At 72.4% G+C, this 25932-nt stretch carries 18 protein-coding genes and 2 pseudogenes; 7 read left to right on the top strand and 13 right to left on the bottom strand.

Going from position 1 to position 25932, the window contains the following annotated elements; translation table 11 throughout:
- Both ABZV94_RS07275 and ABZV94_RS07270 read left to right on the top strand, forming a co-directional pair.
- The coding region (locus tag ABZV94_RS07275; protein WP_356338104.1) for a DUF4439 domain-containing protein at window positions 1-401 on the top strand (401 nt) is incomplete at its 5' end.
- A gap of 161 nt (window positions 402-562) precedes the next feature.
- Window positions 563-1462, top strand: a complete 900-nt coding sequence (locus tag ABZV94_RS07270; protein ID WP_356338102.1) for an aminoglycoside phosphotransferase family protein — start codon at window positions 563-565, stop codon at window positions 1460-1462.
- 135 nt (window positions 1463-1597) lie between these two features.
- Here ABZV94_RS07270 and ABZV94_RS07265 read toward each other — a convergent pair whose 3' ends face one another.
- From ABZV94_RS07265 to dxr, 6 genes are all read right to left on the bottom strand, one after another.
- On the bottom strand, window positions 1598-3304 hold the full coding sequence (locus ABZV94_RS07265; RefSeq protein WP_356338100.1) for a proline--tRNA ligase: 1707 nt from the start codon (window positions 3302-3304) through the stop codon (window positions 1598-1600).
- A 73-nt stretch (window positions 3305-3377) separates the two neighbouring features.
- Window positions 3378-3908, bottom strand: a complete 531-nt coding sequence (locus ABZV94_RS07260) for a GNAT family N-acetyltransferase (protein WP_132788771.1) — start codon at window positions 3906-3908, stop codon at window positions 3378-3380.
- A 20-nt stretch (window positions 3909-3928) separates the two neighbouring features.
- A complete protein-coding gene (locus ABZV94_RS07255) occupies window positions 3929-4777 on the bottom strand; it encodes a GNAT family N-acetyltransferase (protein WP_356338098.1) in 849 nt (282 codons plus the stop codon).
- Between the two features lie 110 nt (window positions 4778-4887).
- The gene (gene ispG, locus ABZV94_RS07250) at window positions 4888-6045 is read right to left on the bottom strand and encodes a flavodoxin-dependent (E)-4-hydroxy-3-methylbut-2-enyl-diphosphate synthase (protein ID WP_356338096.1); all 1158 of its coding nucleotides are present in this window, start codon (window positions 6043-6045) and stop codon (window positions 4888-4890) included.
- Between the two features lie 170 nt (window positions 6046-6215).
- Complete coding sequence (locus tag ABZV94_RS07245; RefSeq protein ID WP_356338094.1) at window positions 6216-7517, bottom strand: site-2 protease family protein; 1302 nt, start codon at window positions 7515-7517, stop codon at window positions 6216-6218.
- A complete protein-coding gene (gene dxr / locus ABZV94_RS07240; RefSeq protein ID WP_356338092.1) occupies window positions 7514-8785 on the bottom strand; it encodes a 1-deoxy-D-xylulose-5-phosphate reductoisomerase in 1272 nt (423 codons plus the stop codon). Before dxr ends, ABZV94_RS07245 begins: the two co-directional genes overlap by 4 nt.
- Window positions 8786-8956: 171 nt before the next feature.
- On the opposite strand from dxr, the gene ABZV94_RS07235 reads away from it, so the two are divergent.
- Window positions 8957-9415 (top strand): lamin tail domain-containing protein, encoded by a 459-nt coding sequence (locus tag ABZV94_RS07235; protein ID WP_356338090.1) that lies wholly within the window; start codon window positions 8957-8959, stop codon window positions 9413-9415.
- On the opposite strand, the gene ABZV94_RS07230 is transcribed toward ABZV94_RS07235, so the two are convergent.
- Window positions 9412-11349, bottom strand: coding sequence for an acyl-CoA dehydrogenase family protein (locus ABZV94_RS07230; RefSeq protein ID WP_356338089.1), 1938 nt, complete (start codon window positions 11347-11349; stop codon window positions 9412-9414). The genes ABZV94_RS07235 and ABZV94_RS07230 overlap by 4 nt on opposite strands.
- A gap of 268 nt (window positions 11350-11617) precedes the next feature.
- Between ABZV94_RS07230 and ABZV94_RS07225 the strand changes: the two genes are divergently transcribed.
- Window positions 11618-12631 (top strand): LacI family DNA-binding transcriptional regulator, encoded by a 1014-nt coding sequence (locus ABZV94_RS07225; protein ID WP_356338087.1) that lies wholly within the window; start codon window positions 11618-11620, stop codon window positions 12629-12631.
- Window positions 12632-12789: 158 nt separating this feature from the next.
- Window positions 12790-13850, top strand: a pseudogene (locus ABZV94_RS07220) (TIM-barrel domain-containing protein); the annotation flags it as partial.
- A 131-nt stretch (window positions 13851-13981) separates the two neighbouring features.
- On the opposite strand, the gene ABZV94_RS07215 reads toward ABZV94_RS07220, so the two are convergent.
- From ABZV94_RS07215 to ABZV94_RS07205, 3 genes are all read right to left on the bottom strand, one after another.
- On the bottom strand, window positions 13982-15427 hold the full coding sequence (locus ABZV94_RS07215; RefSeq protein WP_356338085.1) for an aldehyde dehydrogenase family protein: 1446 nt from the start codon (window positions 15425-15427) through the stop codon (window positions 13982-13984).
- 145 nt (window positions 15428-15572) lie between these two features.
- On the bottom strand, window positions 15573-17150 hold the full coding sequence (locus ABZV94_RS07210; protein ID WP_356338083.1) for a PucR family transcriptional regulator: 1578 nt from the start codon (window positions 17148-17150) through the stop codon (window positions 15573-15575).
- A 107-nt stretch (window positions 17151-17257) separates the two neighbouring features.
- Window positions 17258-19405: an ATP-binding protein gene (locus ABZV94_RS07205; protein ID WP_356338081.1), complete on the bottom strand. Its 2148-nt coding sequence runs from the start codon at window positions 19403-19405 to the stop codon at window positions 17258-17260.
- Window positions 19406-19684: 279 nt separating this feature from the next.
- Between ABZV94_RS07205 and gabT the strand changes: the two genes are divergently transcribed.
- Together gabT and ABZV94_RS07195 are read left to right on the top strand one after the other, a co-directional pair.
- A complete protein-coding gene (gene gabT / locus ABZV94_RS07200; protein WP_356338079.1) occupies window positions 19685-21019 on the top strand; it encodes a 4-aminobutyrate--2-oxoglutarate transaminase in 1335 nt (444 codons plus the stop codon).
- Window positions 21020-21406: 387 nt separating this feature from the next.
- Window positions 21407-21934, top strand: a pseudogene (locus ABZV94_RS07195) (phosphatase PAP2 family protein); the annotation flags it as partial.
- 49 nt (window positions 21935-21983) lie between these two features.
- Here ABZV94_RS07195 and ABZV94_RS07190 read toward each other — a convergent pair.
- The 3 genes from ABZV94_RS07190 to ABZV94_RS07180 form a co-directional block, all read right to left on the bottom strand.
- Window positions 21984-23792: a glycoside hydrolase family 18 protein gene (locus tag ABZV94_RS07190; RefSeq protein ID WP_356338077.1), complete on the bottom strand. Its 1809-nt coding sequence runs from the start codon at window positions 23790-23792 to the stop codon at window positions 21984-21986.
- Between the two features lie 85 nt (window positions 23793-23877).
- Window positions 23878-24336, bottom strand: coding sequence for a hypothetical protein (locus ABZV94_RS07185; protein ID WP_356338075.1), 459 nt, complete (start codon window positions 24334-24336; stop codon window positions 23878-23880).
- 134 nt (window positions 24337-24470) lie between these two features.
- Entirely contained in the window at window positions 24471-25901 is a 1431-nt protein-coding gene (locus tag ABZV94_RS07180) for an FAD-dependent oxidoreductase (protein WP_356338074.1), read from the bottom strand.
- Window positions 25902-25932: the final 31 nt, after the last annotated feature.

The following is a 25932-nucleotide window of genomic DNA, read 5'->3' as shown; positions in this document are numbered from 1 at the left end:
GCCAAACCGCCAAAGGAAACGACGTCTTAGAGGTCGTTTTCGCCTGGACTGCCCGTGTATCCAGCGATTTTCGGACTGCCGGGTTGTGGTGCTCGATGGGCGGGGCGCCGGTGGCCGCGAGCGCCGCGTACGCGCTGCCGTTCCCGGTCGAGGACGGGGCCGCCGCGGTGCGGCTGGCCGCGCGACTGGAGGAGCGGGTGGCCGGCGTCTACTCGGACCTGGTACGGGCCACGACGGGCGCACGGCGGGCCGACGCGGCCGGGGCGCTGCGGGAGGCGGCGGTCCGGGCGGTGCGCTGGAGCGGGGGGAGCGTAGCCTTCCCTGGTCTGGCCGAGCGGTCCGGGGAACGGACGGGCGCGGCCGGCACGGCACCGTCGCCGTCCGGGTCGCCGACGCGTTGACCGCCGGCCGGGCGGGCGGGGGCCGGGCCGCACCGCGAGGCGGCGGGACAGGGCCGTGACGACCCGGCCGCGGGGCAGCGCCCGGCCGGACCAAGGCCGAAGGCCCGGGCGGCAGACCCGGACGGGACCGGCGGCACACGACAGGAAGGGACGACTCGCGCATGGTTTTCGAACCGCCGCAGCGCCTGGTGCGGGCGCTCGGTGAGACGGCACCGGCCGGCGACGACTGGCTGGCGCGGCTGCCCACGGCGGCCGAGCGGGCCGTCGCCCGGCGCGAGTTGACCGTCGAGCGGGTGCAGGTGCCGGGCGGGCGCAGCAGCCTGGTGGTGCTGGTGCGGCGGGCGGACGGCACGCCGGCCGTGCTGAAGCTGGCCCCGCCCCGGGCCCGCCCGGAGAGTGAGCGGGCGGCGCTGGCGCACTGGGGCGGGCTGGGCGCCGTACAGCTGCTGGAGGCCGAGGCGGAGGACGGGGCGCTGCTGCTGGAGCGGCTGCACCCGGATGTGTCGGTGCGGTCGTTGCCGGAGGCCAGGGCGCTGCTGGAGGCGGCCGGGACACTGCGCAGGCTGTGGGTGGCGCCGCCGGACGGGCATGTCTTCGAGACCGTCGCCGAGCGGACGGGGCGGCAGGCGGCGGCGATGCGGGCGAGCGCCGAGACCGATCCGGAGGCGGCCCCGCTGGTGGAGGCGGCCCTCGCCGCGCGAGCGGAGCTGCTGGTCGCGCCGCCCGAGCGGCTGCTGCTGCACGGCACGTTCCGGCAGAGCAAGGTGCTCTCCGGGGAGCGGATGCCCTGGCTGGCGGTGGGCCCCGACCCGGTGGTCGGCGAGAGCGCCTTCGATCTGGCGCGGCTGGTGCGGGACCGGGTGGAGGACCTGATCGCGGCGTCGTCCGGGCCGTCCACCACCCGGCGCCGGATCAAGCGGCTCGCCGAGTCGCTGGAGGTCGACCAGGAACGGCTGCGGGGCTGGACGCTGTTCCGCGCGGTGGAGTCCGGGGTACGGGCCCGCCGGGTCGGCCGGGAGAAGGACGCGGAACTGCTGCTGGAGTTCGCGAGCTGGCTGTAGGTGAGCGTGGGGCGGCCGTCGCCGTGGCCGGTCTCGCCGGGCGGGGGCGGCTGCCCGCCCCCGGACGCGCGGGGACCCCCCGGGCGGCGCCCGGGAGGTCCCTCACTGCCGCCGGCTACTGCCGCGGCTGACCGCTCACTGAGCGGTCAGGCGGGCGATCGCGTCCTCGACGGACAGTTCCTCGCGCTCGCCGGTCTTGCGGTCCTTCAGCTCCAGGACGCCCTCGCCGGAGCGGCGGCCGGCGACCAGGATCTGCGGGACGCCGATCAGCTCGGCGTCGGTGAACTTCACGCCCGGGGAGACGCCGGCCCGGTCGTCCACCAGGACGCGGACGCCCGCGGCGGCGAGCTTCTCGGAGACGTCGAGGGCCAGTTCGGTCTGGAGCGCCTTGCCGGCGGCGACGACGTGCACGTCGGCCGGCGCGATCTCCTTGGGCCACACCAGGCCGTGCTCGTCGGCGGTCTGCTCGGCGAGCGCGGCGACGGCACGGGAGACGCCGATGCCGTAGGAGCCCATGGTGACGCGGACCGGCTTGCCGTTCTGGCCGAGGACGTCCAGCTTGAGGGCGTCGGTGTACTTGCGGCCCAGCTGGAAGATGTGGCCGATCTCGATGGCGCGGTCCAGCTTCAGGCCGGTGCCGCACTTGGGGCAGGGGTCGCCCTCCTGGACCACCACGACGTCCACGTACTCGTCGACCTCGAAGTCCCGGCCCGCGACGACGTTCTTGGCGTGCGTGTGCTCCTTGTTGGCGCCGGTGATCCAGGCGGTGCCGGGGGCCACGCGCGGGTCGGCGATGTACTTCACCTTCTCGCCCAGGCCCTGCGGGCCGACGTAGCCGCGGACCAGGTCGGCGCGCTCGGCGAAGTCCGCCTCGGTGACCATCTCGACGGCGGCCGGGGCGAAGTGCGCCTCGACCTTGCCCAGGTCCACCTCGCGGTCCCCGGGCACGCCGACGGCGACGATCTCGCCGTCCACCTTGACCAGCAGGTTCTTCAGCGTGGCGGAGGCCGGGACGCCGAGCGAGGCGGCCAGCGTCTCGATGGTCGGGGTGTCGGGGGTCGGGATGTCCTCGGCGGCGGGTACGTCCGAGGCGTCCACCGGCTTCAGCTCGTACGTGATCGCCTCGGTGTTGGCGGCGAAGTCGCAGTTCGGGCAGTCGGCGAAGGTGTCCTCGCCGGCCTCGGCCGGGGCGAGGAACTCCTCGGACTTGGAGCCGCCCATGGCGCCGGCGGTGGCCGCGACGATGCGGTAGTCGAGGCCGAGGCGCGCGAAGACGCGGCGGTAGGCCTCGCGGTGCAGGGCGTAGGACCGGCCGAGGCCCTCGTCGTCCAGGTCGAAGGAGTAGGAGTCCTTCATCAGGAACTCGCGGCCGCGCAGGATGCCGGCGCGGGGGCGGGCCTCGTCGCGGAACTTGGTCTGGATCTGGTAGAGGATCACCGGCAGGTCCTTGTAGGACGTGCACTGGTCCTTGACCAGCAGGGTGAAGATCTCCTCGTGGGTGGGGCCGAGGAGGTAGTCGCCGCCCTTGCGGTCCTTGAGCCGGAACAGCTCCTGGCCGTACTCGTCCCAGCGGCCGGTGGCCTCGTAGGGCTCGCGCGGCAGCAGGGCGGGCAGGGCGACCTCCTGGGCGCCGATGGCGTCCATCTCCTCGCGGACGACGCGCTCGACGTTGGCGAGGACCTTCTTGCCGAGGGGCAGCCAGCTCCAGATGCCGGCGGCCGTGCGGCGGACGTAGCCGGCGCGGACGAGGAGCTTGTGGCTGAGGACCTCGGCGTCCGCCGGGTCGTCGCGCAGCGTCTTCGCCATCAACTGGGACATGCGCTGGACCGGTGCGTTGGCCATGGTTCTCTAACTCCTGCCGGGTAAAGGTGATGGCATGGAGGTTAGCCGGGCCGCCCGCGCCGGTGGAAATCGGTTAACGCCTGCGCAGCGGCAGGGGGGCGCCCATCACGGCGTACGGCCTCGGTGCGCTCGGGAAATGGACCCGGCGGGCGAGGTCGACGTAGCCGAGGGAGTGGTAGAGGCCGCGGGCGGGGCTGTCGGTGTCGATCGCGGAGAGGATCGAGCGGGGTTCGTCGGCGGTGTCGGTGATGGTGGTGATCAGACGCCGGCCGATGCCCCGGTTCTGGTGGTCGGGGTGGACGTGCAGCTCGGTGATGACGAAGGAGTCGTCCAGCCAGAAGTCGTTGCCGCCCGCGCGCAGGTAGGGCTCGACGACGGTGGACCACCAGTGGGTACGGCTGTTGGGCATGCCGTAGACGAACCCGACGAGCCGTCCCCGGACGGTGGCACCGTAGGCGCGCGCGCCGCGGTACTGCATGTGCCGCTGGACGATCTGCCGGCGTACGGCGACTTCGTCCGGGCCGAGTCCGAAGGCGACGGCTTGGACGGCCAGGGCCTCGTCCACGTGGGCGGTGAGGTCCAGGGGGCCGATCACGAGGTCCATGCGGGGAGCGTACAGGGCGCTCAGAACAGCACGCTCATGAAGGCTCCCACCTCGTGGAAGCCCACCCTGCGGTACGTCCTGCGCGCCGCGGTGTTGAAGTCGTTCACGTACAGGCTGACCACGGGGGCCACGTCGGCCAGGGCGTAGCGCAGTACGGCCGCCATGCCGGGGGCCGCCAGGCCCCTGCCCCGGTACTCGGGGGCCACCCACACGCCCTGGATCTGGCAGGCCTGGGGGGTCGCCGCGCCGATCTCCGCCTTGAACACGACCCGGCCCTGGTCGTCGACGCGGGCGAAGGAGCGGCCGGAGCCGACGAGTTCGGCGACCCGGGCCTGGTAGAGCAGGCCGCCGTCGCCGGCGAGCGGGGAGACGCCGACCTCCTCGGTGAACATCGCCACGCACGCCGGCATGATCGTCTCCATCTCGTCCTTGCGGACGCGGCGGACGTGCGGGTCCGGGGTGATGTCCGCCGGCATGCGGTCGGTGACCATCAGGGGCTGGTGGGCGCGGACCTCGCGGGCCGGGCCCCAGTGCGGCTCCAGCAGCCGCCACAGCGCGGCGGTGGGTTCGGCGGGGCCGACGATGGAGGAGCAGCGCCGGCCGGACCGCCGGGCGCGGTCGGCGAAGGCGCGGACGGCGCGGGGGGTGGCGCAGATGGGGACGAGGTTGGCGCCCGCATAGCACAGGGACGTCAGCATGCCGTCCTCGTACCAGCCCCACATCTCGCCGCCGAGCCGCCAGGGGTCGAGGCCCGCGACCTGGACCCGCGAGGTCACGAAGGCGTTCGCGACCGGCTCGCGGTCGAGGACGGCGAGCGCGGCGTCCAGGTCGCCCGGTTCGAGCACTCGTGAGGTGGTCTGGGTCAACACGTGCGGGGCCTCACGCTGGGGGTCTGCTGATCTCCGCACTATAGCCGCGCCGGCTTTGCGGTGCGCCTCCAGCTCGGGGGCCGGGGTTCGTCCGCGACCCGCCGGAGACGTCAGCCCGCCACCGAGACCGACGGTTCGCCGGAGGCCACGCCCTCGGCCTCCATCTGCTCCGCCAGCTTCATGGCCTCCTCGATGAGGGTCTCCACGATCTTGGACTCGGGGACGGTCTTGATGACCTCGCCCTTCACGAAGATCTGGCCCTTGCCGTTGCCGGAGGCGACGCCGAGGTCGGCCTCGCGGGCCTCGCCGGGGCCGTTGACGACGCAGCCCATGACGGCGACGCGGAGCGGGACCTCCATCCCGGTCAGGCCGGCGGTGACCTCTTCGGCGAGCTTGTAGACGTCGACCTGGGCACGGCCGCAGGACGGGCAGGAGACGATCTCCAGGCCGCGCTGGCGCAGGCCGAGCGACTGGAGGATCTGCAGGCCGACCTTGACCTCCTCGACCGGCGGGGCCGAGAGGGAGACCCGGATCGTGTCGCCGATGCCCTGGGAGAGCAGGGCGCCGAAGGCGACGGCCGACTTGATGGTGCCCTGGAAGGCGGGGCCGGCCTCGGTGACGCCGAGGTGGAGGGGGTAGTCGCACTGCTCGGCGAGCTGCCGGTAGGCCTCGATCATCACGACCGGGTCGTTGTGCTTGACGGAGATCTTGATGTCGCGGAAGTCGTGCTCCTCGAAGAGGGACGCCTCCCACAGCGCCGACTCGACCAGGGCCTCGGGCGTGGCCTTGCCGTACTTCTGGAGCAGGCGCTTGTCCAGGGAGCCGGCGTTGACGCCGATGCGGATCGGGGTGCCGTGGTCCTTGGCGGCCTTGGCGATCTCCTTGACCTTGTCGTCGAACTGCTTGATGTTGCCGGGGTTGACGCGGACGGCGGCGCAGCCGGCCTCGATGGCGGCGAAGACGTACTTGGGCTGGAAGTGGATGTCCGCGATCACCGGGATCTGGGACTTCCTCGCGATGGTGGCGAGGGCGTCGGCGTCGTCCTGGGTGGGGCAGGCCACGCGGACGATCTGGCAGCCGGAGGCGGTCAGCTCGGCGATCTGCTGGAGGGTGGCGCCGATGTCGGACGTGCGGGTCGTGGTCATCGACTGGACCGAGACGGGCGCGTCTCCGCCGACCGCCACGCTTCCGACCTGGATCTGCCGGCTCTTCCGGCGCTCGGCGAGCTTGGTCGGAACGGACGGCATGCCGAGAGAAATCGCAGTCATCTGCTGTGCAACCCCAAGTCGTGGATCAAGGTCCGGTCCCGTGCAACGGCGGGCTCCAGGCTTTGAGATTACGGCACCGGGCCCCGCGTCAGCACATCCCACCCGTAAACCCACCCGATGGAATGCGGCCCGGAACCCGAGGGCTCCGGGCCGCCGTGAACGACGGGTGGCTACGAGATTTTCACCGGGTTGACCACGTCGGCGATCAGCACCAGGACGGTGAAGCAGACGAAGATCCCGGCCACGACGTACGCCACGGGCATCAGCTTGGCGACGTCGAACGGTCCGGGGTCGGGCCGGCGCAGCACCCGTGCCAGGTTCCGCCGCAACGACTCCCACAGGGCGCCCGCGATGTGCCCGCCGTCGAGCGGGAGCAGCGGGAGCATGTTGAACAGGAACAGGGAGAGGTTGAAGCCGGCGAGCACGAACACGAACATGGCCAGCTGCTGCGAGGCCGGGATGTCCAGGGTGGCGATCTCGCCGGTGACCCGGGCGGCGCCGACGATGCCCATCGGGGAGTCCGGCTCGCGCGGGCCGTCGCCGAAGGCCGCGTCCCACAGGGCCGGGATCTTGCCGGGCAGGGCGACGAGGGAGTCGACGGCGTCCCCGACCCGGTCGGTCATCCAGGTCACGGACTCGCCGAAGTCCTGTTTGACGACGCCGGTGGCGGGGCTGAAGCCGAGGAAGCCGGCCTTGACGTAGCCGTTGACGTAGTTGCCGCCGGCGTCCTTCTTGGCGACCTGGTTCGTGGCGATCTTCGCGTGCAGGGTCACGTCCCGGCCGTGGCGGTCGACGACGAAGGCGACGTCCTTCCCGGCGCTGTCCCGGATGAGGTCCGAGAGCGTGTTCCAGTCCTTGGTCGGCTTGCCGTCGAAGGAGACGATCCGGTCGCCCGGCTTCATGCCGGCCTGCGCGGCCGGGGACGCCGGGTCGGACTTCTTGCAGCTGTCGCGGTGCTGGCTCTGCGCGATGACGCAGGGCGAGACGGATTCCACGACGGTGGTCTCCTTCTGGATGCCGAAGCCCATCAGCACGGTGAGGAAGAGGGCGACCGCGAGCACCAGGTTCATGAAGGGGCCCGCGAACATGACGATGACCCGCTTCCACGGCTTGCGCGTGTAGAACATGCGCGTCTCGTCACCCGGCTGGAGTTCCTCGAAGGCCGCCGAGCGGGCGTCCTCGATCATGCCGCGCCACGGGGAGGTGGAGCGGGCGGAGACCCGGCCCTGGTCGTCCGGCGGGAACATGCCGATCATGCGGATGTAGCCGCCGAGCGGGATCGCCTTGATGCCGTACTCGGTCTCGCCCTTCCTGCGTGACCAGACGGTCGGGCCGAAGCCGACCATGTACTGCGGCACGCGGATGCCGAAGAGCTTGGCCGTGGACAGGTGCCCCAGCTCGTGCCACGCGATCGAGACGAGCAGGCCGACCGCGAAGACCACTATGCCGAGGATGAACATCAAGGTCGTCATGCACGCGCCTCCGCGGTCGCCGTCGTGGCTGTGAGTTCGCGGGCCCGGGCCCTCGCCCAGGTCTCCGCTTCGAGGACGTCCGACACCGTGAGTGAGGTTCCCGTGACCGGGGTGCCGTGCTCCTGAACCACCCGGGTGACGGTATCCATGATCCCGTTGAAGGGCAGCGCGCCGCTCAGGAAGGCCGCGACGCACTCCTCGTTGGCGGCATTGAACACCGCCGGGGCCGTGCCCGCGAGCCGCCCCACGTGCCGGGCGAGGTTCACCGAGGGGAAGGCCTCGTCGTCCAGGGGGAAGAACTCCCAGGTGGAGGCCTTGCTCCAGTCGAACGCGGGGGCCGCGTCCGGGACGCGTTCGGGCCAGCCCAGACCGATGGCGATGGGCCCGCGCATGTCCGGGGGCGTCGCCTGGGCGATCGTGGATCCGTCGGTGAACTCGACCATCGAGTGGACATACGACTGCGGGTGGACGACCACCTCAATGCGGTCGAAGGGAATGTCGTAGAGGAGGTGCGCCTCGATGACCTCCAGTCCCTTGTTGACCAGGGTCGCGGAGTTGACCGTGATGACCGGGCCCATCGCCCAGGTGGGGTGGGCGAGGGCGTCCGCGACGGTGACGTGCGCCAGTTCGTCCCTGGTCCGGCCGCGGAAGGGGCCGCCGGAGGCGGTGACGACGAGCTTGCGGACGTCGGACCGGGTGCCGGCGGCGAGCGCCTGGAAGAGCGCCGCGTGCTCGGAGTCGACCGGGATGATCTGGCCCGGCTTCGCGAGCGCGGTGACCAGCGGGCCGCCGACGATCAGCGACTCCTTGTTGGCGAGTGCGAGGGTGCGGCCCGCCTCCAGGGCGGCGAGGGTCGGCGCGAGGCCGATGGAGCCGGTGATGCCGTTGAGCACGGTGTGGCAGTCGGAGGCGGCGACCTGGGTGGCCGCCTCGGGCCCGGCGAGGATCTCCGGCAGCGGCTCCCCCGCGCCGTACTGGGCGGCGAGTGCCTCGCGCAGCGCGGGGACGACGTCCTCGCGGGCGACCGCGACGGTCCGTACCCGCAGCCGGCGCGCCTGCTCGGCGAGGAGGACCGGCCGGCCGCCGTTCGCGGACAGGGCGGTGACCCGGAAGCGGTCGGGGTTGCGCAGCACGAGGTCGATGGCCTGGGTGCCGATGGATCCGGTGGAGCCGAGGATCACCACGTCCTTGGGGCCGTCCCCGGGGGCGGGGTCGTAGACGAGGTGCGGGTCGGCGAGGGGGGCCGGACGGGCGGGACTGTCGGTCATCCCCCCATTGTGGCCGCACGCGGTGACGACCTGGACAGCGCGTCCCTCGCCCGGGTGCGTTCAACGGCAGCGTGAAGTCACCGTGAAGATCATGTGATAACACTTCAGTCCTGGTCGGTACCGCCCGGCCCGGCCACGATTTCGCGGACGACATCCTGGGGGGATCTCTCCATGCGTACTGTGCGCATACGCGCCGCCCTGCCCGCCCTCGCCGGCGCGGCCCTGCTCACCGGCACCCTGCTCAGCACCCCGGCCGAGGCCGCCGGGGGCGTGAAGATCCACCACGTGTGGTTCGACAGCCCCGGTCCGGACAACCGCTCGAACAAGAGCCTGAACGCCGAGTGGGTGCAGCTGAAGAACACCAGCGGCTCGGCGGTCTCGCTCAAGGGGTGGGTGCTGAAGGACACCTCCAACCACAAGTACGTCTTCGGGAACGTCAAGATCGGTGCCGGGAAGTACCTCAAGGTGCACACCGGCAGCGGCTCGGACACCACGTCGGACAAGTACCAGGGCCGCCGCGCCTACGTCTGGAACAACGACAAGGACACGGCGACCCTGACCAAGGCGAGCGGCAGCAAGGTCGACACCTGCTCCTGGACGACGCGCGACCCGAGCGACACGTACTGCTAGCTCCCGAAGGGACGGCGGGCGTTCTCGCGGGCCGAGGGTCCGGGGGTCGCGTCGGCGATCCACGGTCCCTCTCCCGAGGGGTCGAGGATGCCCTCCTCCAGCCAGGTGTAGGCCCCGCCGAGGACGTGCTTGACCACCTTGCGGTCCAGGTCGTCGGTGTTGGTCCACAGCCGGGCGAAGAGTTCGTCCACCCGGATGCGGGCCTGGCGGCAGAAGGCGTCGGCGAGCTGGTAGGCCTCCCGGCCGTGCTCGCCCTCGCGCCACAGCCGCTCGGCGCGGACGCAGGCCGCGCTCATCGCGAACAGTTCGGCGCCGATGTCCACGATCCGGCCGAGGAAGCCCTGCTTCGTCTCCATCCGGCCCTGCCAGCGGGACATGGCGTAGAAGGTGGAGCGGGCGAGTTTGCGGGCGGTGCGCTCGACGTAGCGCAGGTGCCCGGAGAGGTCGATGCCGTGCTTGAACTCGCCGTAGGCGGTCGGCAGTTGCCCCGGCCCGGCGACCAGCTTCGGCAGCCACTTGGCGTAGAAGACACCCGCGTTGGCCCCTGCCTTCGCCTTGGCGGACAGCGGTTTGTCGGGGTCGATGAGGTCGCCGGCGACCGACAGGTGCGCGTCCACGGCCTCCCGCGCGATCAGCAGGTGCATGATCTCCGTGGAGCCCTCGAAGATGCGGTTGATGCGCAGGTCGCGCAGGATCTGCTCGGCCGGGACCGCCCGCTCGCCGCGCGCCCGCAGCGACTCGGCCGTCTCGTAGCCGCGCCCGCCCCGGATCTGGACCAGTTCGTCGGCCATCTTCCAGGCCATCTCGGAGCCGTAGAGCTTGGCGAGGGCGGCCTCGATGCGGATGTCGTTGCGGTCCTCGTCGGCCATCTGCGAGGACAGGTCGAGCACGGCCTCCAGCGCGAACGTCGTCGCCGCGATGAAGCTGATCTTGGAGCCGACCGCCTCGTGCAGCGCGACCGGCTTGCCCCACTGCTCGCGCTCGGCCGCCCACTCCCGGGCGATCTTCAGGCACCACTTGCCGGCTCCGGCGCACATCGCGGGCAGGGACAGCCGGCCGGTGTTGAGGGTGGTGAGCGCGATCTTCAGCCCGGCGCCCTCGGGGCCGATGCGGTTGGCCGCCGGAACCCGCACCCGGTGGAAGCGGGTGACGCCGTTCTCGATGCCGCGCAGGCCCATGAAGGCGTTGCGGTTCTCGACGGTGACGCCCTCGGAAGCCGCCTCCACGACGAACGCGGTGATGCCGCCCTTGTGCCCCTCGGACTTCGGCACGCGGGCCATGACGACGAGCAGGTCGGCGACCACGCCGTTGGTGGTCCACAGCTTCACGCCGTCGAGCACGTAGTCGTCGCCGTCGGGTACGGCGGTGGTGGCGAGGCGGGCCGGGTCGGAGCCGACGTCCGGCTCGGTGAGCAGGAACGCGGAGATGTCGGTGCGGGCGCAGCGGGGCAGGAAGGCGTCCTTCTGCTCCTGGGTGCCGAACAGCTTCAGCGGCTGCGGTACGCCGATCGACTGATGCGCCGAGAGGAGCGCGCCGACGGCGGGGCTGACGGAGCCGACCAGGGCGAGGGCCTTGTTGTAGTACAACTGGGTGAGGCCGAGGCCGCCGTACTTGGGGTCGATCTTCATGCCGAGGGCGCCGAGTTCCTTCAGGCCCGCCACGACCTCGTCGGGGATGCGGGCCTCGCGCTCGATCCGGGCGGGGTCGATCACCGTCTCGCAGAACGCGCGCAGCTTCGCCAGGAACTCCTCGCCGCGCCGCACGGACTCCTCGTCGGGCAGCGGGTGGGGGTGGATGAGGTCGAGCCGGAAGCGCCCGAGGAACAGCTCCTTGGCGAAGCTGGGCTTGTGCCAGTCCTGCTGCCGGGCGGCCTCCGCCACCTGGCGGGCCTCGCGCTCGGTGACGGTGGTGCGTGGGGTGGTGGTGGCGGACATTCAGGCTCACCTCGCCGCGAAGGGGGACGAATGGGACCGTTCGTTACCGACCAGTGCTACTGGATCGTTGGTACCCGAAACGGGCCGACCCCACCACCCCTCGCGCGCGAACGGTCGAAAGACCCGCCGGAGTTCACGGGAAAGCTGTCGAAGCGCTTCGACAGCCTATGGACACTCCGGCCCGCCTGGAGCTAGTGTCACTCTCACCCTCACCCACCTTGTTCGCACGGCGCAGCGTCGAAGCGCTTCACAAAGCTTGGAGAGCTGGATGGTCACCCTCGCCGAGGTCGCTCAGCACGCCGGGGTCTCGGCGAGCACGGTGAGCTACGTCCTCAGCGGCAAGCGGTCCATCTCCGCGACCACCCGGCAGCGGGTCGAGCAGAGCATCCGGGAGCTGGGCTACCACCCGAACGCGGGTGCCCGCGCCCTGGCCGGCAAGCGGTCCAACATCATCGCGCTGATGGTGCCACTGCGCACCGACATGTACGTGCCGGTGATGATGGAGATCGCCATCGCGGTGGCCACCACGGCCCGGACGCACGGCTACGACGTCCTGCTGCTCACCGGTGAGGAGGGGCCCGACGCGGTGCGCCGGGTCACCGGCAGCGGTCTCGCCGACGCGATGATCCTGATGGACGTCGAACTGGAGGACGAGCGGCTGCCGCTGCTGCGGGGCACCGACCAGCCCTCCGTGCTCATCGGTCTGCCCGCCGACACCGCCGGGCTGACCTGCGTGGACCTGGACTGGAGCGCGACCGGCGCGCTGTGCGTGGAGCACCTGGCGGGGCTCGGGCACCGTGACATCGCTGTCATAGGCGAGGCGCCCGCCGTCTACGAGCGGCACACCGGCTTCGCCGAGCGCACGCTGGAGGGGCTGCGCGCGCGGGCCCGGGAGGCGGGGGTGCGGGTGCTGCACCGGCCGTGCGAGGGCGGGTACGACGCCCTGGCCCTGACCCTGGCCCGGATCTTCGACGAGCGGCCGGGGACGACCGGGTTCGTGGTGCAGAACGAGTCGGCGGTGGAACCGCTGCTCGCGCTGCTGCGCCAGCAGGGCCGGGCCGTGCCCGAGGACGTGTCCGTCGTCGCGATCTGCCCGGACCAGGTCGCCGTCCAGGCCTCGGTACGGCTCACCTCGGTCGCCGTCCCCGCCCAGGAGATGGGCCGGAACGCCGTGGAGCACCTGGTGGCCAAGCTGGACGGGCGGGGCGGCGACGAGGTCGTGCTGCTCACGCCCGAGCTGACGGTACGGGCGAGTTCGGGACCGGCACCGGCCGCGCCCTGACCACCCGCCGGTCACGCGCCGTACGGGACGCACCCGCGCCCGCCCGCCGTCCGCGCCCCCGGCCCGCCGTCCTGCCCGCTCCCTGCCCGCACCGGTCCGCCGTCCCTGCCTGCCGCACCCCCTGCTGTCCCTTCCGCTGCACCGCCTGCTGTCCCCGCCTGCCGGGCGTGCAGCGCCCGCAGCCCAAGGTCAGTCTCGCGCAGTCCTCCCCCACCGTCGGCACGTTCAGGGAGCGGGACGGGGCTCTGGAGTGGAGCTGCCGTCAGGAGACGGTGCGGATCGAGCCGTGGGGTCCGGACGCGGTCCGGGTCCGCGCCCGGCTCGGCGGCCCGGTGCTGGAGGGCCTGCCGGGCGCGCCACGGTCGGGATCGGTGACGGCGAGGCGCGGATCACCGTCGGCGCGCTCACCGTCGAGGTGACCGGCGAGGGCTTGATCCGCTTCCTGCGCAGCGACCACCGCACCGAGTTGCTCGCCGAGGAGCGCGCCCGCTTCTGGTGGCCGGGCCCCCGCCTGTACACGGCGGTCGGCAACGGGCGCTGTGGAACAACCCGGCGATCGGCCGTGTGGAGCTGGCCGGCAACGGCACCCGGTGGGTCGCGGACTCGGCCCGGCAGATCGACTGCTGGATCACGGCCGGCACCCCGGCGGACGGCCAGCGCGCCTACACGGCGGTGACCGGGCGTTCGCCGATGCTCCCGGAGTGGGCGGCGGGCTTCTGGCAGTGCAAGCTGCGCTACCGCACCCAGGACGAACTGCTCGCCGTGGCCCGCGAGTACAGGCGCCGGGACCTGCCCCTCGCGGCGATCGTCTGCGACTTCTTCCACTGGACCCACCTCGGCGAGTGGAAGTTCGACCCGAAGGAGTGGCCGGACCCGGCGGCGATGGTGCGCGAGCTGGAGGACATGGGCGTCAAGCTGGTCGTCTCCGATGGAGCAGCGCGGCTGGTTCGTCGGCACCCAGTACGGCCCGACGGCGCACGCGGACCGGCCGGACAGGGAGGTCGCCTCCACCGTGCAGGTGGCGTTCTACGACGCGACGAACCCGGAGGCCCGCGACTTCGTCTGGTCCCGCGTCCGTGACAACTACCTGACCCCGTACGGCATCACCGCCTTCTGGCTGGACGCCTGCGAGCCCGAGCTGAAGCCCGGCTTCCAGGAGAACCTGCGCTACTGGGCCGGGCCGGGCCTGGAGGTCGGCAACCTCTACCCGGCCGAGAACGGGAGGCCGGCACCCGGAGGGGACCCGGCACCGGAAGGCAGCGGCGCCGAAGTCCCACCGGACGACGAGAACGGCCGCAGCCCCCGCACAGTGGGCTGCGGCCGTTCCGTTCCCGACCTGTCCGTGGCAGGTCAGAGCGCGAGACCGGTGAGGACCAGGACGCGCTCGTAGGTGTAGTCCTCCATCGCGAACCGCACGCCCTCGCGGCCCACGCCGGACTGCTTGGCGCCGCCGTACGGCATCTGGTCGGCGCGGTAGGACGGGACGTCGCCGATCACCACACCGCCGACCTCCAGGGCGCGGTGGGCACGGAAGGCGACCTGGAGGTCGTGGGTGAACACGCCCGCCTGGAGGCCGTACTTGGAGTCGTTGACCGCGGCGAACGCCTCGGCCTCGCCGTCGACCTTCTGCACGGTGAGGACGGGCCCGAAGACCTCCTCGCAGGAGAGGGTCACACCGGCCGGTACGTCGGTGAGCACGGTCGGCGCGTAGGAGGCGCCGTCGCGGTCACCGCCGGTGAGCAGGGTGGCGCCGGCCTCGACCGCCTCCTTCACCCAGGCCTCGACGCGCTTGGCCGCGTCCTCGCTGACCAGCGGGCCGACATCGGTCTTCGGGTCGGACGGGTCACCGGTGACCTGCGCCTCGACGGCGGCCACGATCCGCGGCAGCAGCCGGTCGTACACCGAGGCGTCGGCGATCACGCGCTGCACCGAGATGCAGGACTGGCCGCCCTGGTAGTTGGAGAAGGTCGCGATGCGGGTCGCGGCCCAGTCCAGGTCGGCGTCGGAGGCGTAGTCGCCGAGGACGACCGCGGCGCCGTTGCCGCCCAGCTCCAGCGTGCAGTGCTTGCGCGGCACCGAGTCCATGATCGCGTAACCGACCTTCTCGGAACCCGTGAAGGAGATGACCGGCAGGCGCTCGTCCTGGACCAGGGCGGGCATCTTGTCGTTCGGCACCGGAAGGATGCTCCACGACCCGGCCGGCAGATCGGTCTCGGCGAGCAGGTCACCGATGATCAGGCCGGACAGCGGGGTGGCCGGGGCCGGCTTCAGGATGATGGGGGCGCCGGCGGCGATGGCCGGGGCGACCTTGTGGGCGCACAGGTTCAGCGGGAAGTTGAACGGCGCGATGCCGAGCACGACCCCCTTCGGGAAGCGGCGGGTGAGCGCGAGCCGGCCCTGGCCGCCGGCGTCGGTGTCGAGCCGCTGGGCCTCTCCGCCGTTGAACCGCCGGGCCTCCTCGGCGGCGAACCGGAACACGGAGACGGCACGGCCGACCTCGCCCCGGGCCCACTTGATCGGCTTGCCGTTCTCGGCGGAGATCAGCTGGGCGATCTCCTCGGTGCGCTCGGCCAGCCGCTTGCTCACGTGGTCCAGAGCGGCGGCGCGGACGTGCGCCGGGGTGGCGGCGAAGTCCTCGCGGACGGCGTACGCGGCGGCCACGGCCTCCTCGACCTGGGCGTCGGTCGGCACGCTGACCTTGCCGACGAGCCGGCCGTCCCACGGGGAGGTGACGTCGAAGGTGTCCTCGCCGGTGGCCTGGCGGCCGGCGAGCCAGAAGGCATGGGTGGAAGTCATGTACGAGTCCCGGCCCTTCCGCGTTGGGGGTGTGTCGCTTGGCTTGCGTGGTCCACGGTAGGGCGGGGGTGGCCGGGGGTCGTTTGTCCGAGTCGTAGCAGTGGACCGACCGGGCACTACTGATTGGACTACTCGGCGCCGCGCACTACTCCGTGGAGGTCGCCTTCAGGGCGAGCCACAGCTCCATCCGCACGTCGGGATCGTCCAGGCTGCGCCCCAGGATCTCCTCGACCCGCCGCATCCGGTACCGCAGCGTGTGCCGGTGCACCCCCAGGTCGGCCGCCGCCGCGTCCCACTGCCCGTGCCGCGACAGCCACGCCCGCAGCGAGGCGACCAGGTCCCCGCGGCCCGTCGCGTCGTGCTCGTGCAACGCCCGCAGCAACCCGTCGGCGAACGCCTTCACCGCGTCGTCGGCCAGCAGTGGCAGGACCGACCCGGCGGCCAGCTGCTCGTGCTCCACGAACACCCGGCCCCGCCTGCGCGCCACCGACAGCGCCTGCTCGGCCTGCTTGTAGGCCGCCGCCGCCGCGATCGGCCCGGCGGGCGCGGACAGGCCGACGACCAGCGCGTCCTCCTCCGCCCGCCCCTGCTCGGACGCCGCCCGGTCGGCCTCCCGCGCCGCCGCGTAGTCGGCACAGGCGGCCACCGCCGCGCCCTCGTCGGCGGCCAGTACCACCAGCCGCTCCCCCTCGGGCACCACCAGCACGGCCTCACCGGCCCGCGCCGCCGCGCTCTCCACGGTCTCCGCGAGCTCGCCCAGCGGTTCGCCCGCCGGACCGGAGACGGACTCGGCGACGATCATCCGGAACGGTGCGTCCAGCAGCTCGCCGTACAGGTCCCCGGCGACGGCCCGGGCGTGGTCGGGCTCGCCCGCGAGGAGCATCCGCAGCACCGCCGTGCCGACGCGCTGCTCGGCCGCGTGCAGGGAACGGGAGCGCTCGGTGGTGAGGGTCAGCAGGGCGATGGCGGAGTGGACGGCGTACCGCTCGGCGGTGCCGAGCGCGGCGGCCGTCCCCACGGCGAGCGCGGCGCGCGGACGGCGGCCGGTGCCGAGGCTGTGCAGCTCCACCCGGTCCTCGTGCTCGGGCCCGCCGACGACGGAGGACGCGGGCGCGGACCGCTCCCGCAGCCGTTCCACCTCGGCGGTGATCCGGGCGGCGCGGCGGCCGGCCCACTCCGGCGCGGCGGCGACGACGGCGCCCGAGGCGTCGTACAGCGCCGCCCAGCCGTCGACCTGGGCGGCGAGCGCGCTGAGCACTCCCTCCGGGCCGGTGTTCAGCGCCTGCCTGGTCAGCTCACGCTGGGCGGCGAAGCCTGCCGTGACCGCCCGGTACTGGTCGGCGGCGATGGCCGCGGACACGGCCTTGCTGATGGCGAGGAAGGGGGTGCGGCGGGGCACCTCCAGCAGCGGCAGCCCCTCCTCCGCGCAGGCGTCGACGAGGGCGTCGGGGATCTCCTCGTAGTTGACCCCGACGGCGAACCCCAGCCCGACCACGCCCGCGCCGACCAGCCGCCGCACATACCGCCGCATGGCCTGCGGATCCTCCGCGTCCAGCTTGAGCGCGGTGATCAGCAGCAGCTCGCCGCCCTCCATGTAGGGCACGGGGTCGGCCAGCTCGCTGACGTGCGCCCAGCGGACGGGCACGTCCAGGCGGTCCTCGCCCGCGCGCACGGTCAGCTTCAGCGCGGAGTGGTGGACGAGCGAGGCGAGAGTCGGGGGCATGGGGCCTTCACGGTGAGGGAGATCCGTCGATCCCGGTGATCTTTTGGCCGCCGTGTATGAACGACCCACCTCGATTCTGCCTCACCGTACGACCCCGCGCTGGCCCCTCACCCCCGCAGATCCACCAGCAACGGCAGCGCGTGCTCCCCCTCCACGGTGGTCAACGACAACACGGCATGCCCCGGCGGCACGCCATGAGCCAACTCGGAGGCCGACCACCGCTCCCGCTCGACCTGCCGCACGGTGACGGCACGGGCGGTGGGCGCCTGACCGGTGATGACCCGGCGCAGCATGTGCACGGCCTTGCCGGCCGGGGTCTCGGCGATGATCTGCCGGTCGGTGACGTCCCGGGTCTCCGTCCACTCCTTGCCCCACACCTCGGCGAAGTCCTGCCCGTCCCAGGGTGTGAGCCCGGACAGCGCCATCCGGCAGCCCGTGGCGCCCAGCAGCGGACCGCGCAGCGGCCGGGGCACGTCGTCCAGGGTGCGCAGCGTCAGCACCGTGCCGGCGTTGGCGCTGCGCAGCCGCTGGATGCCGCGGACGGCCTCCGGGGTGACGACCCCGGTGGCGTCGTCGAGCAGCAGGCAGGCGAAGAGCGAGCGGTCCTCCCGTACCGCCACGGAGGCGGTGAACTGGGCGAGGACCAGCCGGGCCAGGATCCGGGAGGCGTCGGCGTGGCCGCGCTGGGGCAGGTCGATGCGGACCCGGACCGGGTGGTCGAGGGCCTTCAGGGAGAACGGCCGGCTCTGCCCCGAGGTGGCGAAGAAGGCGGCGAAGGCCGGCCGGTCGAGCAGGGCGATGCGGTCGGCGAGGACCGTGCCGACGTCGCCCGGGTGGGCCATCTGCCGCTCCCGGGCGTCCAGTTCCCTGAGCAGGGACGCGTGCCCGGTGTCGGTCAGGCCCTTGCGCAGCGCGGCCAGCGGACCGGGGGCGCCGTCGAGCAGCTGGCGCAGCTCCGGTACGGAGGGGAAGCGGTCGTGGACGGCGCGGAACGGGCCGAGCAGTTGGGCGAGGACGGTGGTGGAGCGGCGGCTGTCGCTGCCGGGGTGCGGATCCGCGAGGTCGCCGACAAGGGCCTCGGCGAGTATGGCGGCGGCCTCGTCGGGATCGGTGGTGCCGCCGTAGAGGTCCAGGTCGTATACGGATTCGGGGTGGCCGACGCGGACGACGACGTCGTAGGCCTCGGCCGGGCCGAGGCCGGCGCCCGCCGCGCCGACCACCACGACGGAGGCCCGGCCGGCCAGGGCGTGCAGGCACAGGGACTCGGCGAGCGGTCGCACCACGGCGCTGGTCTTCCCGGAGCCGGCCGGGCCGACGGCGAGCAGGGAGGTGCCGAGCAGGTCGGGGCCGAGGGCGAGGCCGGCACCGCGGTAGTGGTACGGGTTGCGGGCGTCGTCGGCCGTGGTGCCGAGCCGGACCTGGCCGGTGAGCAGGTCGTGGCGGGCGTGCCGGGCGGGCAGGTCGCGCTCCCCGGAGGGGTGCAGGCAGGCGGCGGCGCCGTCCTTCAGCACGGCGCCGGTGAAGGCGGCCAGGCCGTGCCGGCCGGACCGCACGCCCTGCCAGGCCCTGCTGATCCGCGCGTGGTCCACATCCCGCATGAGCCCGGCCCTCGCCTCGGCGGCAAGCCGCTCAGCAGCCTCATGGGCCCCGGCCTGCCGCAGCTGGGGCCATTCGGCGGGGTCTTGTTCGGGGGTGGGCGGGCGTTCGGCCGCGGGCGCGGCGGGACGCCAGGCGCGCGGCCCGTAGCGGCGCCAGACCTCGCCCCACCGGCCGAGGCGGCCGACGACGAGCAGGATGGCGAGGGCGATGACGGTGTAGTACGAGTACCAGAGGACCGCGTTGCCGACGGCATCGTTGCCCTCGCGCCAGGAGTCCGGGGTGAACAGCTCCAGCGGCAGCACCCACCAGGCGCCGAGGTAGCCGTTCCACAGCAGGGACCACACCAGCCAGCCCACGAGGAAGGCGATCAGCGCGCCGCTGAGCAGCTGGCGGGACGGGATCTGCTCGGGCTCCTGCTCGGGCCGGGGCCGGTGCCCGAAGCGCCACACGCCGGGCGGTGCCTCCGGGCGGGGGGTGCGCAGCCAGGCGAGGAAGCCGGAGCCGTCCGGTTTCGGTGGTGCGCCGGGCGGCACGGAGGGCGCCGGCGGCGCCCCGGGTGGCAGCGGCGGTACCCCCGCCCCCTCCGGCGCCGCCATGGGCCGCGGTAGCGGGTTCGCGTGCGTGCCGCGTGGGTCGCGCGTCGCGTCGCTGTCCATCGACCTTGCCCCCTGACCAGCCGTTCCGTCCGTCGTCAGCGAGTCAATCTAACGCCCCGGCAAGGGGAGTTCACCGCTTACGTGGCCGTAAGGAGCCGTACCCGCCCGGGTGGGCTATGTCCACAGCGGACAAGGGGGACCGCTGACAACGCCCACATGGAGCATGCCCACCCCCGGTAACCGGTCTTAGCCTGCGAGAAAAGAAGGTATGCGTCCGAAAACGCACCGCCCGGAACCGCCCGGGACCGCCCGGTACGCAAGATCATCAGGGAGCACCCCATGACCGCACTTCCGCAGGAGCGCCGCGTCGTCACCGCCATCCCCGGCCCGAAGTCGCAGGAGCTGCAGGCCCGCCGTACCGCCGCGGTCGCCCAGGGCGTGGGCTCGGTGCTGCCCGTGTTCACCGCGCGCGCGGGCGGCGGCATCATCGAGGACGTCGACGGCAACCGGCTGATCGACTTCGGGTCCGGTATCGCCGTGACGAGCGTCGGCGCCTCCGCCGAGGCCGTGGTGCGGCGCGCGAGCGCCCAGCTCGCCGACTTCACCCACACCTGTTTCATGGTCACCCCGTACGAGGGCTACGTGGAGGTCGCGGAGGCGCTCGCCGAGCTGACCCCGGGCGACCACGCCAAGAAGTCCGCGCTGTTCAACTCCGGCGCCGAGGCCGTCGAGAACGCCGTGAAGATCGCCCGTGCCTACACCAAGCGGCAGGCCGTGGTGGTGTTCGACCACGGATACCACGGGCGGACCAACCTCACCATGGCGCTGACGGCGAAGAACATGCCGTACAAGCACGGGTTCGGGCCGTTCGCGCCGGAGGTGTACCGGGTGCCGGTGGCGTACGGCTACCGCTGGCCGACCGGTGCGGAGAACGCCGGGCCGGAGGCCGCCGCGCAGGCCATCGACCAGATGACCAAGCAGGTCGGCCCGGACAACATCGCCGCGATCATCATCGAGCCGGTCCTCGGTGAGGGCGGCTTCATCGAGCCCGCCAAGGGCTTCCTGCCGGCGATCCGCCAGTTCGCCGCCGACAACGGCATCGTCTTCGTCGCCGACGAGATCCAGTCCGGCTTCTGCCGGACCGGGCAGTGGTTCGCGTGCGAGGACGAGGGCATCGTCCCGGACCTGATCACCACCGCCAAGGGCATCGCCGGTGGTCTCCCGCTCGCCGCCGTGACCGGCCGCGCCGAGATCATGGACGCCGCGCACGCCGGCGGGCTCGGCGGCACCTACGGCGGCAACCCGGTCGCGTGCGCCGGTGCGCTCGGCGCCATCGAGACGATGAAGGAACTGGACCTCAACGGCAAGGCCAAGCGCATCGAGGAGATCATGAAGGGTCGCCTCACCGCCATGGCCGAGAAGTTCGACGTCATCGGTGACGTGCGGGGACGTGGTGCCATGATCGCGATCGAGCTGGTCAAGGACCGCGCCACCAAGGAGCCGAACCCGGAGGCGACCGCCGCGCTCGCCAAGGCCTGCCACGCCGAGGGCCTGCTGGTCCTGACCTGCGGCACCTACGGCAACGTGCTCCGCTTCCTGCCGCCGCTGGTCATCGGCGAGGACCTGCTGAACGAGGGCCTCGACATCATCGAGCAGGCGTTCGCCCGCATCTGAGCCGCGCATCTGAGCGAGAGGTATGCACCTCTGAAGGCGCTTGCGGCAGGCCGTGTGAAGAAGGTGTGCGGGGTGGATGACGGGAGCGGATTCCGTCTGCCCAAGCGCCGCCGCCTGCCGTAGGTTCTCCTCAGATGAGAGATACACCCGCCCGCGGGGGACTGCGGGCGGATACCGGGCCGGGGCCTCCCCAGCTTCGACCTGGTCGTGCCCTCGCGCACACAACCGGCGCCTGACGGCTCCGGGATCTCCTCACCGATCGGACGGTCGCCGCCCCAAACCCCCCGGGGCGTGCGACGTCCCGATCCGGACGGCCGCCTCGGAACCACCCCCCCTGTTCCGGGGCGGCCGACCTCCTTCCCCGCGGCTGTCTGCCAAGCTGGGCCCATGCTGCTCCTGCTCCTCCCGGCGATCGTCCTCGCCGTCGTCACCTGGCAGGTCGTCGCCGACGGGCCGCTGCTCGGGCTGGATGCGGACGCCAGCCGGGCCCTCGTCCATCCGGACCGGTTCTCCCAGCTGCTCTCCGACCTCGGCAACGTCCAGGTCGCCCTTCCCGTGCTCGCCGTGGCCCTCGGCTACGCGGCCTGGCGGGGCCGGGCCGCCGGTGCCGGGCGCTGGTGGCTGCCGCCGCTCGCCGCGGCCGCGCTGATGGCGCTGGTCCCGGCGATCGTCGTACCGCTGAAGGTGTGGACGGCCCGCCCGGGGACACCGGTGGTGCCCCCGGGGACCGGGTACTTCCCGTCCGGTCACACGGCGACGGCCGCGGTCGCGTACGGTTCCGCGACCCTGCTCCTCCTTCCCTGGCTCCGCTCGCCCGCCGCCCGCCGCGTCCTGGTCGCCGGGTGCGCGGCCCTCGTGCTCGGGGTGTCGTACGGCCTGGTCCGCCACGGCTGGCACTGGCCGCTGGACGTGGTGGCCAGCTGGTGCCTGAGCACGGTGCTGCTGGCCGCCCTGTCGCTCGTGGTCAGCCGAAGTACGCGTCGAAGTTCTTCTGGAACTCCCAGTTGGCGTAGCGGTCCCAGTTCACCGACCACGTCATCAGGCCCCGCAGCGCCGGCCAGGTCCCGTGGGTGGCGTACGAGCCGCAGTTCGTCCTCTTCGTCAGGCAGTCCAGGGCCTTGGTGACCTCGGACGGGGAGACGTAGCCGTTGCCCGCGTTCGTGGACGCCGGCATGCCGATGGCGACCTGGTCGGGGCGCAGCGGCGGGAAGACGTTGTTCGGGTCGCCGGCGACCGGGAAGCCGGTGAGGAGCATGTCGGTCATGGCGATGTGGAAGTCGGCGCCGCCCATGGAGTGGTACTGGTTGTCCAGGCCCATGATCGGCCCGGAGTTGTAGTCCTGGACGTGCAGCAGGGTGAGGTCGTCGCGGAGGGCGTGGATGACCGGGAGGTAGGCGCCGCAGCGCGGGTCCTGGCCGCCCCACTTGCCGGTGCCGTAGTACTGGTAGCCGTTCTGCACGAAGAAGGTCTCGGGAGCCATCGTGAGGACGAACTTCGCTCCGTACTTGGCCTTCAGGGTCTTCAGCGCCGAGATGAGGTTGACGATCACGGGGGTGGTCGGGTTCTTGAAGTCCGTGTCGTTCGCGTTCAGCGACAGCGAGTGGCCCTCGAAGTCGATGTCCAGGCCGTCCAGGCCGTAGGTGTCGATGATCTTCGAGACGGAGGAGACGAAGGTGTCGCGGGCCGCGGCCGTGGTCAGCTGGACCTGGCCGTTCTGGCCGCCGATCGAGATCAGCACCTTCTTTCCGGCGGCCTGCTTGGCCTTGATGGCCGCCTTGAAGTCGGTGTCGCTCTCCACGTTCGGGCATTCGGTGACCGGGCAGCGGTTGAACCGGATGTCCCCGGAGGTGACCGAGGTGGGTTCGCCGAAGGCGAGGTCGATGACGTCCCAGCTGTCGGGGACGTCGGCGAGGCGGGTGTAGCCGGCGCCGTTGGCGAAGCTGGCGTGCAGGTAGCCGACGAGGGCGTGGGCGGGCAGGTCGGACGAGGGCCCGCCGCTGCCGGCCCTGGTCGTGGCGGTCACGACCGCGGACTTCGCGGACTCGCCGGCGTCGTTCAGCGCGGTGACCTGGAAGCTGTACGCCGTCGAGGCGGCGAGGCCGGACACCGTGGCCGAGGTGCCGGTCACCGTCTGGACCCTGGTGCCGTCGCGGTAGACCGCGTAGCCGGTCGCGCCGGTCACCGCGGACCAGGACAGGCCGACGGAGGACGAGGTCACGGTGGTGGTCCTCAGTCCGGCCGGGGCGGCGGGCGGCTGTGTGGTGCCGCTGCCGCCGGGGCCGACGAGGGTGAGGTCGTCGGCGTAGTAGGCGCCGGTGCCGTACCAGCCGTGGGTGTAGATCGTGACCTTGGTGGTGGCCGGCCCGGTACGGAAGGTGGTGCTCAGCTTCTGCCAGTCGGGGGCGGACTGGGTCCAGGTGGAGACGTCGGTGGTGCCGGTGCCGCTCGCGCCGAGGTAGACGTAGGAGCCGCGGACGTAGCCGGACAGGGTGTACTGCGCGTTCGGCTGGACGGTCACCGTCTGGGAGCACTGGGCGTTGTCGCTGCCGGCCGGGGTGGCCTGGAGCGCCGCGTTTCCGCCGTGCACGGGTGAGGTGACGGTGGTGCCGGCGGTGCAGGTCCAGCCGGTCAGGCCGGACTCGAAGCCGCCGTTGACCGCGACGTCCGCGTCGGCCGCACGGGCGGCCGACGAGAGCGCGGTGATGCCGGGCACGGCCAGCAGTGCGGCCGTGAGCGCGGCGAGGACGGATCTGGGGCGTCTGGCGCGGTCCACAAGGGCCTCCGGGTTCTGGGGAGTTGGAGGAGCGGAGCGCACACAACTTGGTCCAGACCAATCCTGTTGTCAAGGTGTCGGGGCGCTACCCGTGCTCGCCCCTCTCCCTCGCCGCGCCCGCCGCCGCCTCGTGCATCGCCAGTTCCAGCAGCGCCGGGTCGGTCAGCGTGCCCGAGCCGTCCGGCGGCACCAGCCAGCGCACGCCCCGGGTCACCCGCCCCGGATACGGCACGACGATCCAGGTGCCGGCCCCGGCGGTCCTGATCCCGGTGCCGAGCCAGCGGGCCGCGGTGCCCGGTGGCACGAGGAACCCGACCCGGTTGTCGCCGAAGTCGGCGAGCACGGGGCCGAGCTGGTCGAGGATCCGGGTGAGCACGTCGAGGGTCGGATAGCCGAGGTCGCCCGGCAGGATCAGGACGTCCCACGCCTTGCCGGCGGGCAGCAGAGCGACCCCGAGGGGGTTGCGCTCCCACTCCCGGCGACAGGCCTCGGGGTCCGGTGCGACGGATGCCAGCCATGCGACCGCCGTCTTCGCCCCAGTCATGAGAAGGCCTCCCTTTCTCTCGTGGACGCGATCGCGTCCACGAGGGAGAGGGAGGTCCTCCGGGGAGCATTACGCGGGTTCCGGCGACTTGTTGCGGCGGCCCGGGGTCACCCCGCTCCCAGCCGTCGGGGTTCCTAGCTGTCGAAGCCCAGCCCCAGGCGGTCCATCGTCCGCAGCCACAGGTTCCGGCGGCCCCCGTGGGCGTCCGCGCGGGCCAGGGACCACTTGGTGAGGGCGATGCCCGTCCAGGCGAAGGGCTCCGGCGGGAACGGCAGCGGCTTCTTGCGGACCATCTCCAGCTCGGTCCGTTCGGTGCGCTCCCCGGCCAGCAGGTCGAGCATCACGTCCGCGCCGAACCGGGTCGCGCCGACACCGAGACCGGTGTAGCCCGCCGCGTAGGCGACGCGGCCCTGGTGGGCGGTGCCGAAGAACGCCGAGAAGCGGGAGCAGGTGTCGATCGCGCCGCCCCAGGCGTGGGTGAAGCGGACGCCCTCCAGCTGCGGGAAGCAGGTGAAGAAGTGGCCCGCGAGCTTGGCGTACGTCTCGGGCCGGTCGTCGTACTCGGCGCGGACCCGGCCGCCGTAGGGGTAGATCGCGTCGTAGCCGCCCCACAGGATGCGGTTGTCGGCGGACAGCCGGAAGTAGTGGAACTGGTTCGCCGAGTCCCCGAGGCCCTGCCTGTTCTTCCAGCCGAGCGAGGCGAGCTGGTCGGCGGTCAGCGGCTCGGTCATCAGCGCGTAGTCGTAGACGGGGACGGTGTACGACCGCACGCGGCGCAGCAGGCTCGGGAAGATGTTCGTGCCGAGCGCGACCCTGCGGGCGCGGACGGCGCCGTACGGGGTGCGTACGGCCATCCCGGCGCCGTAGCTCTTCAGGGTCAGGGCGGGCGTGTGCTCGTACACCCGCACCCCGAGCTTCAGGCAGGCCTTCTTCAGGCCCCACGCCAGCTTGGCCGGGTGCAGCATGGCCACGCCCCGGCGGTCCCACAGGCCGGCCTCGAAGGTGGGCGAGTTCACCTGCTCGCGCACGGCGTCGGCGTCCAGGAACTCGATGCCGTCCGCGAGGCCCTTCTCCTGGAGCTTTCGGTGCCAGTCGCGCAGTTCCCAGGCCTGGTAGGTCTCGGTGGCGACGTCGATCTCGCCGGTGCGTTCGAAGTCGCAGTCGATGCCGTGCCGGGTGAGGGCGGCCTCGATCTCGTCGAGGTTGCGCCGGCCCAGCTCCTGAAGCTGGTGGATCTCGTCGGGCCAGCGGGCCAGGCCGTTGGGCAGGCCGTGCGTGAGGGAGGCGGCGCAGAAGCCGCCGTTGCGGCCGGAGGCGGCCCAGCCCACCTCGCGGCCTTCGAGCAGCACCACATCGCGCCGCGGGTCGCGCTCCTTGGCGTTGAGCGCGGTCCACAGCCCGCTGTAGCCACCGCCGACGACCAGCAGGTCGCAGGTCTCGGTGCCGGTGAGGGCGGGCTCGGCGTGCGGCTTTCCGGGGTCTTCCAGCCAGTACGGGACCGGCTGGGCTTCGGAGAGAGAGGCGATCCAGTTGTCTTTGCCACGGCTCATGGCGCTCGGGGCCATGATTTCAACTCCCTACAGAGGACGACCCGGG

Source organism: Streptomyces sp. NPDC004658 (assembly GCF_040609555.1).
Classification (GTDB): Bacteria; Actinomycetota; Actinomycetes; order Streptomycetales; family Streptomycetaceae; genus Streptomyces.
This window is presented reverse-complemented; position numbering and strand designations above follow the sequence as displayed.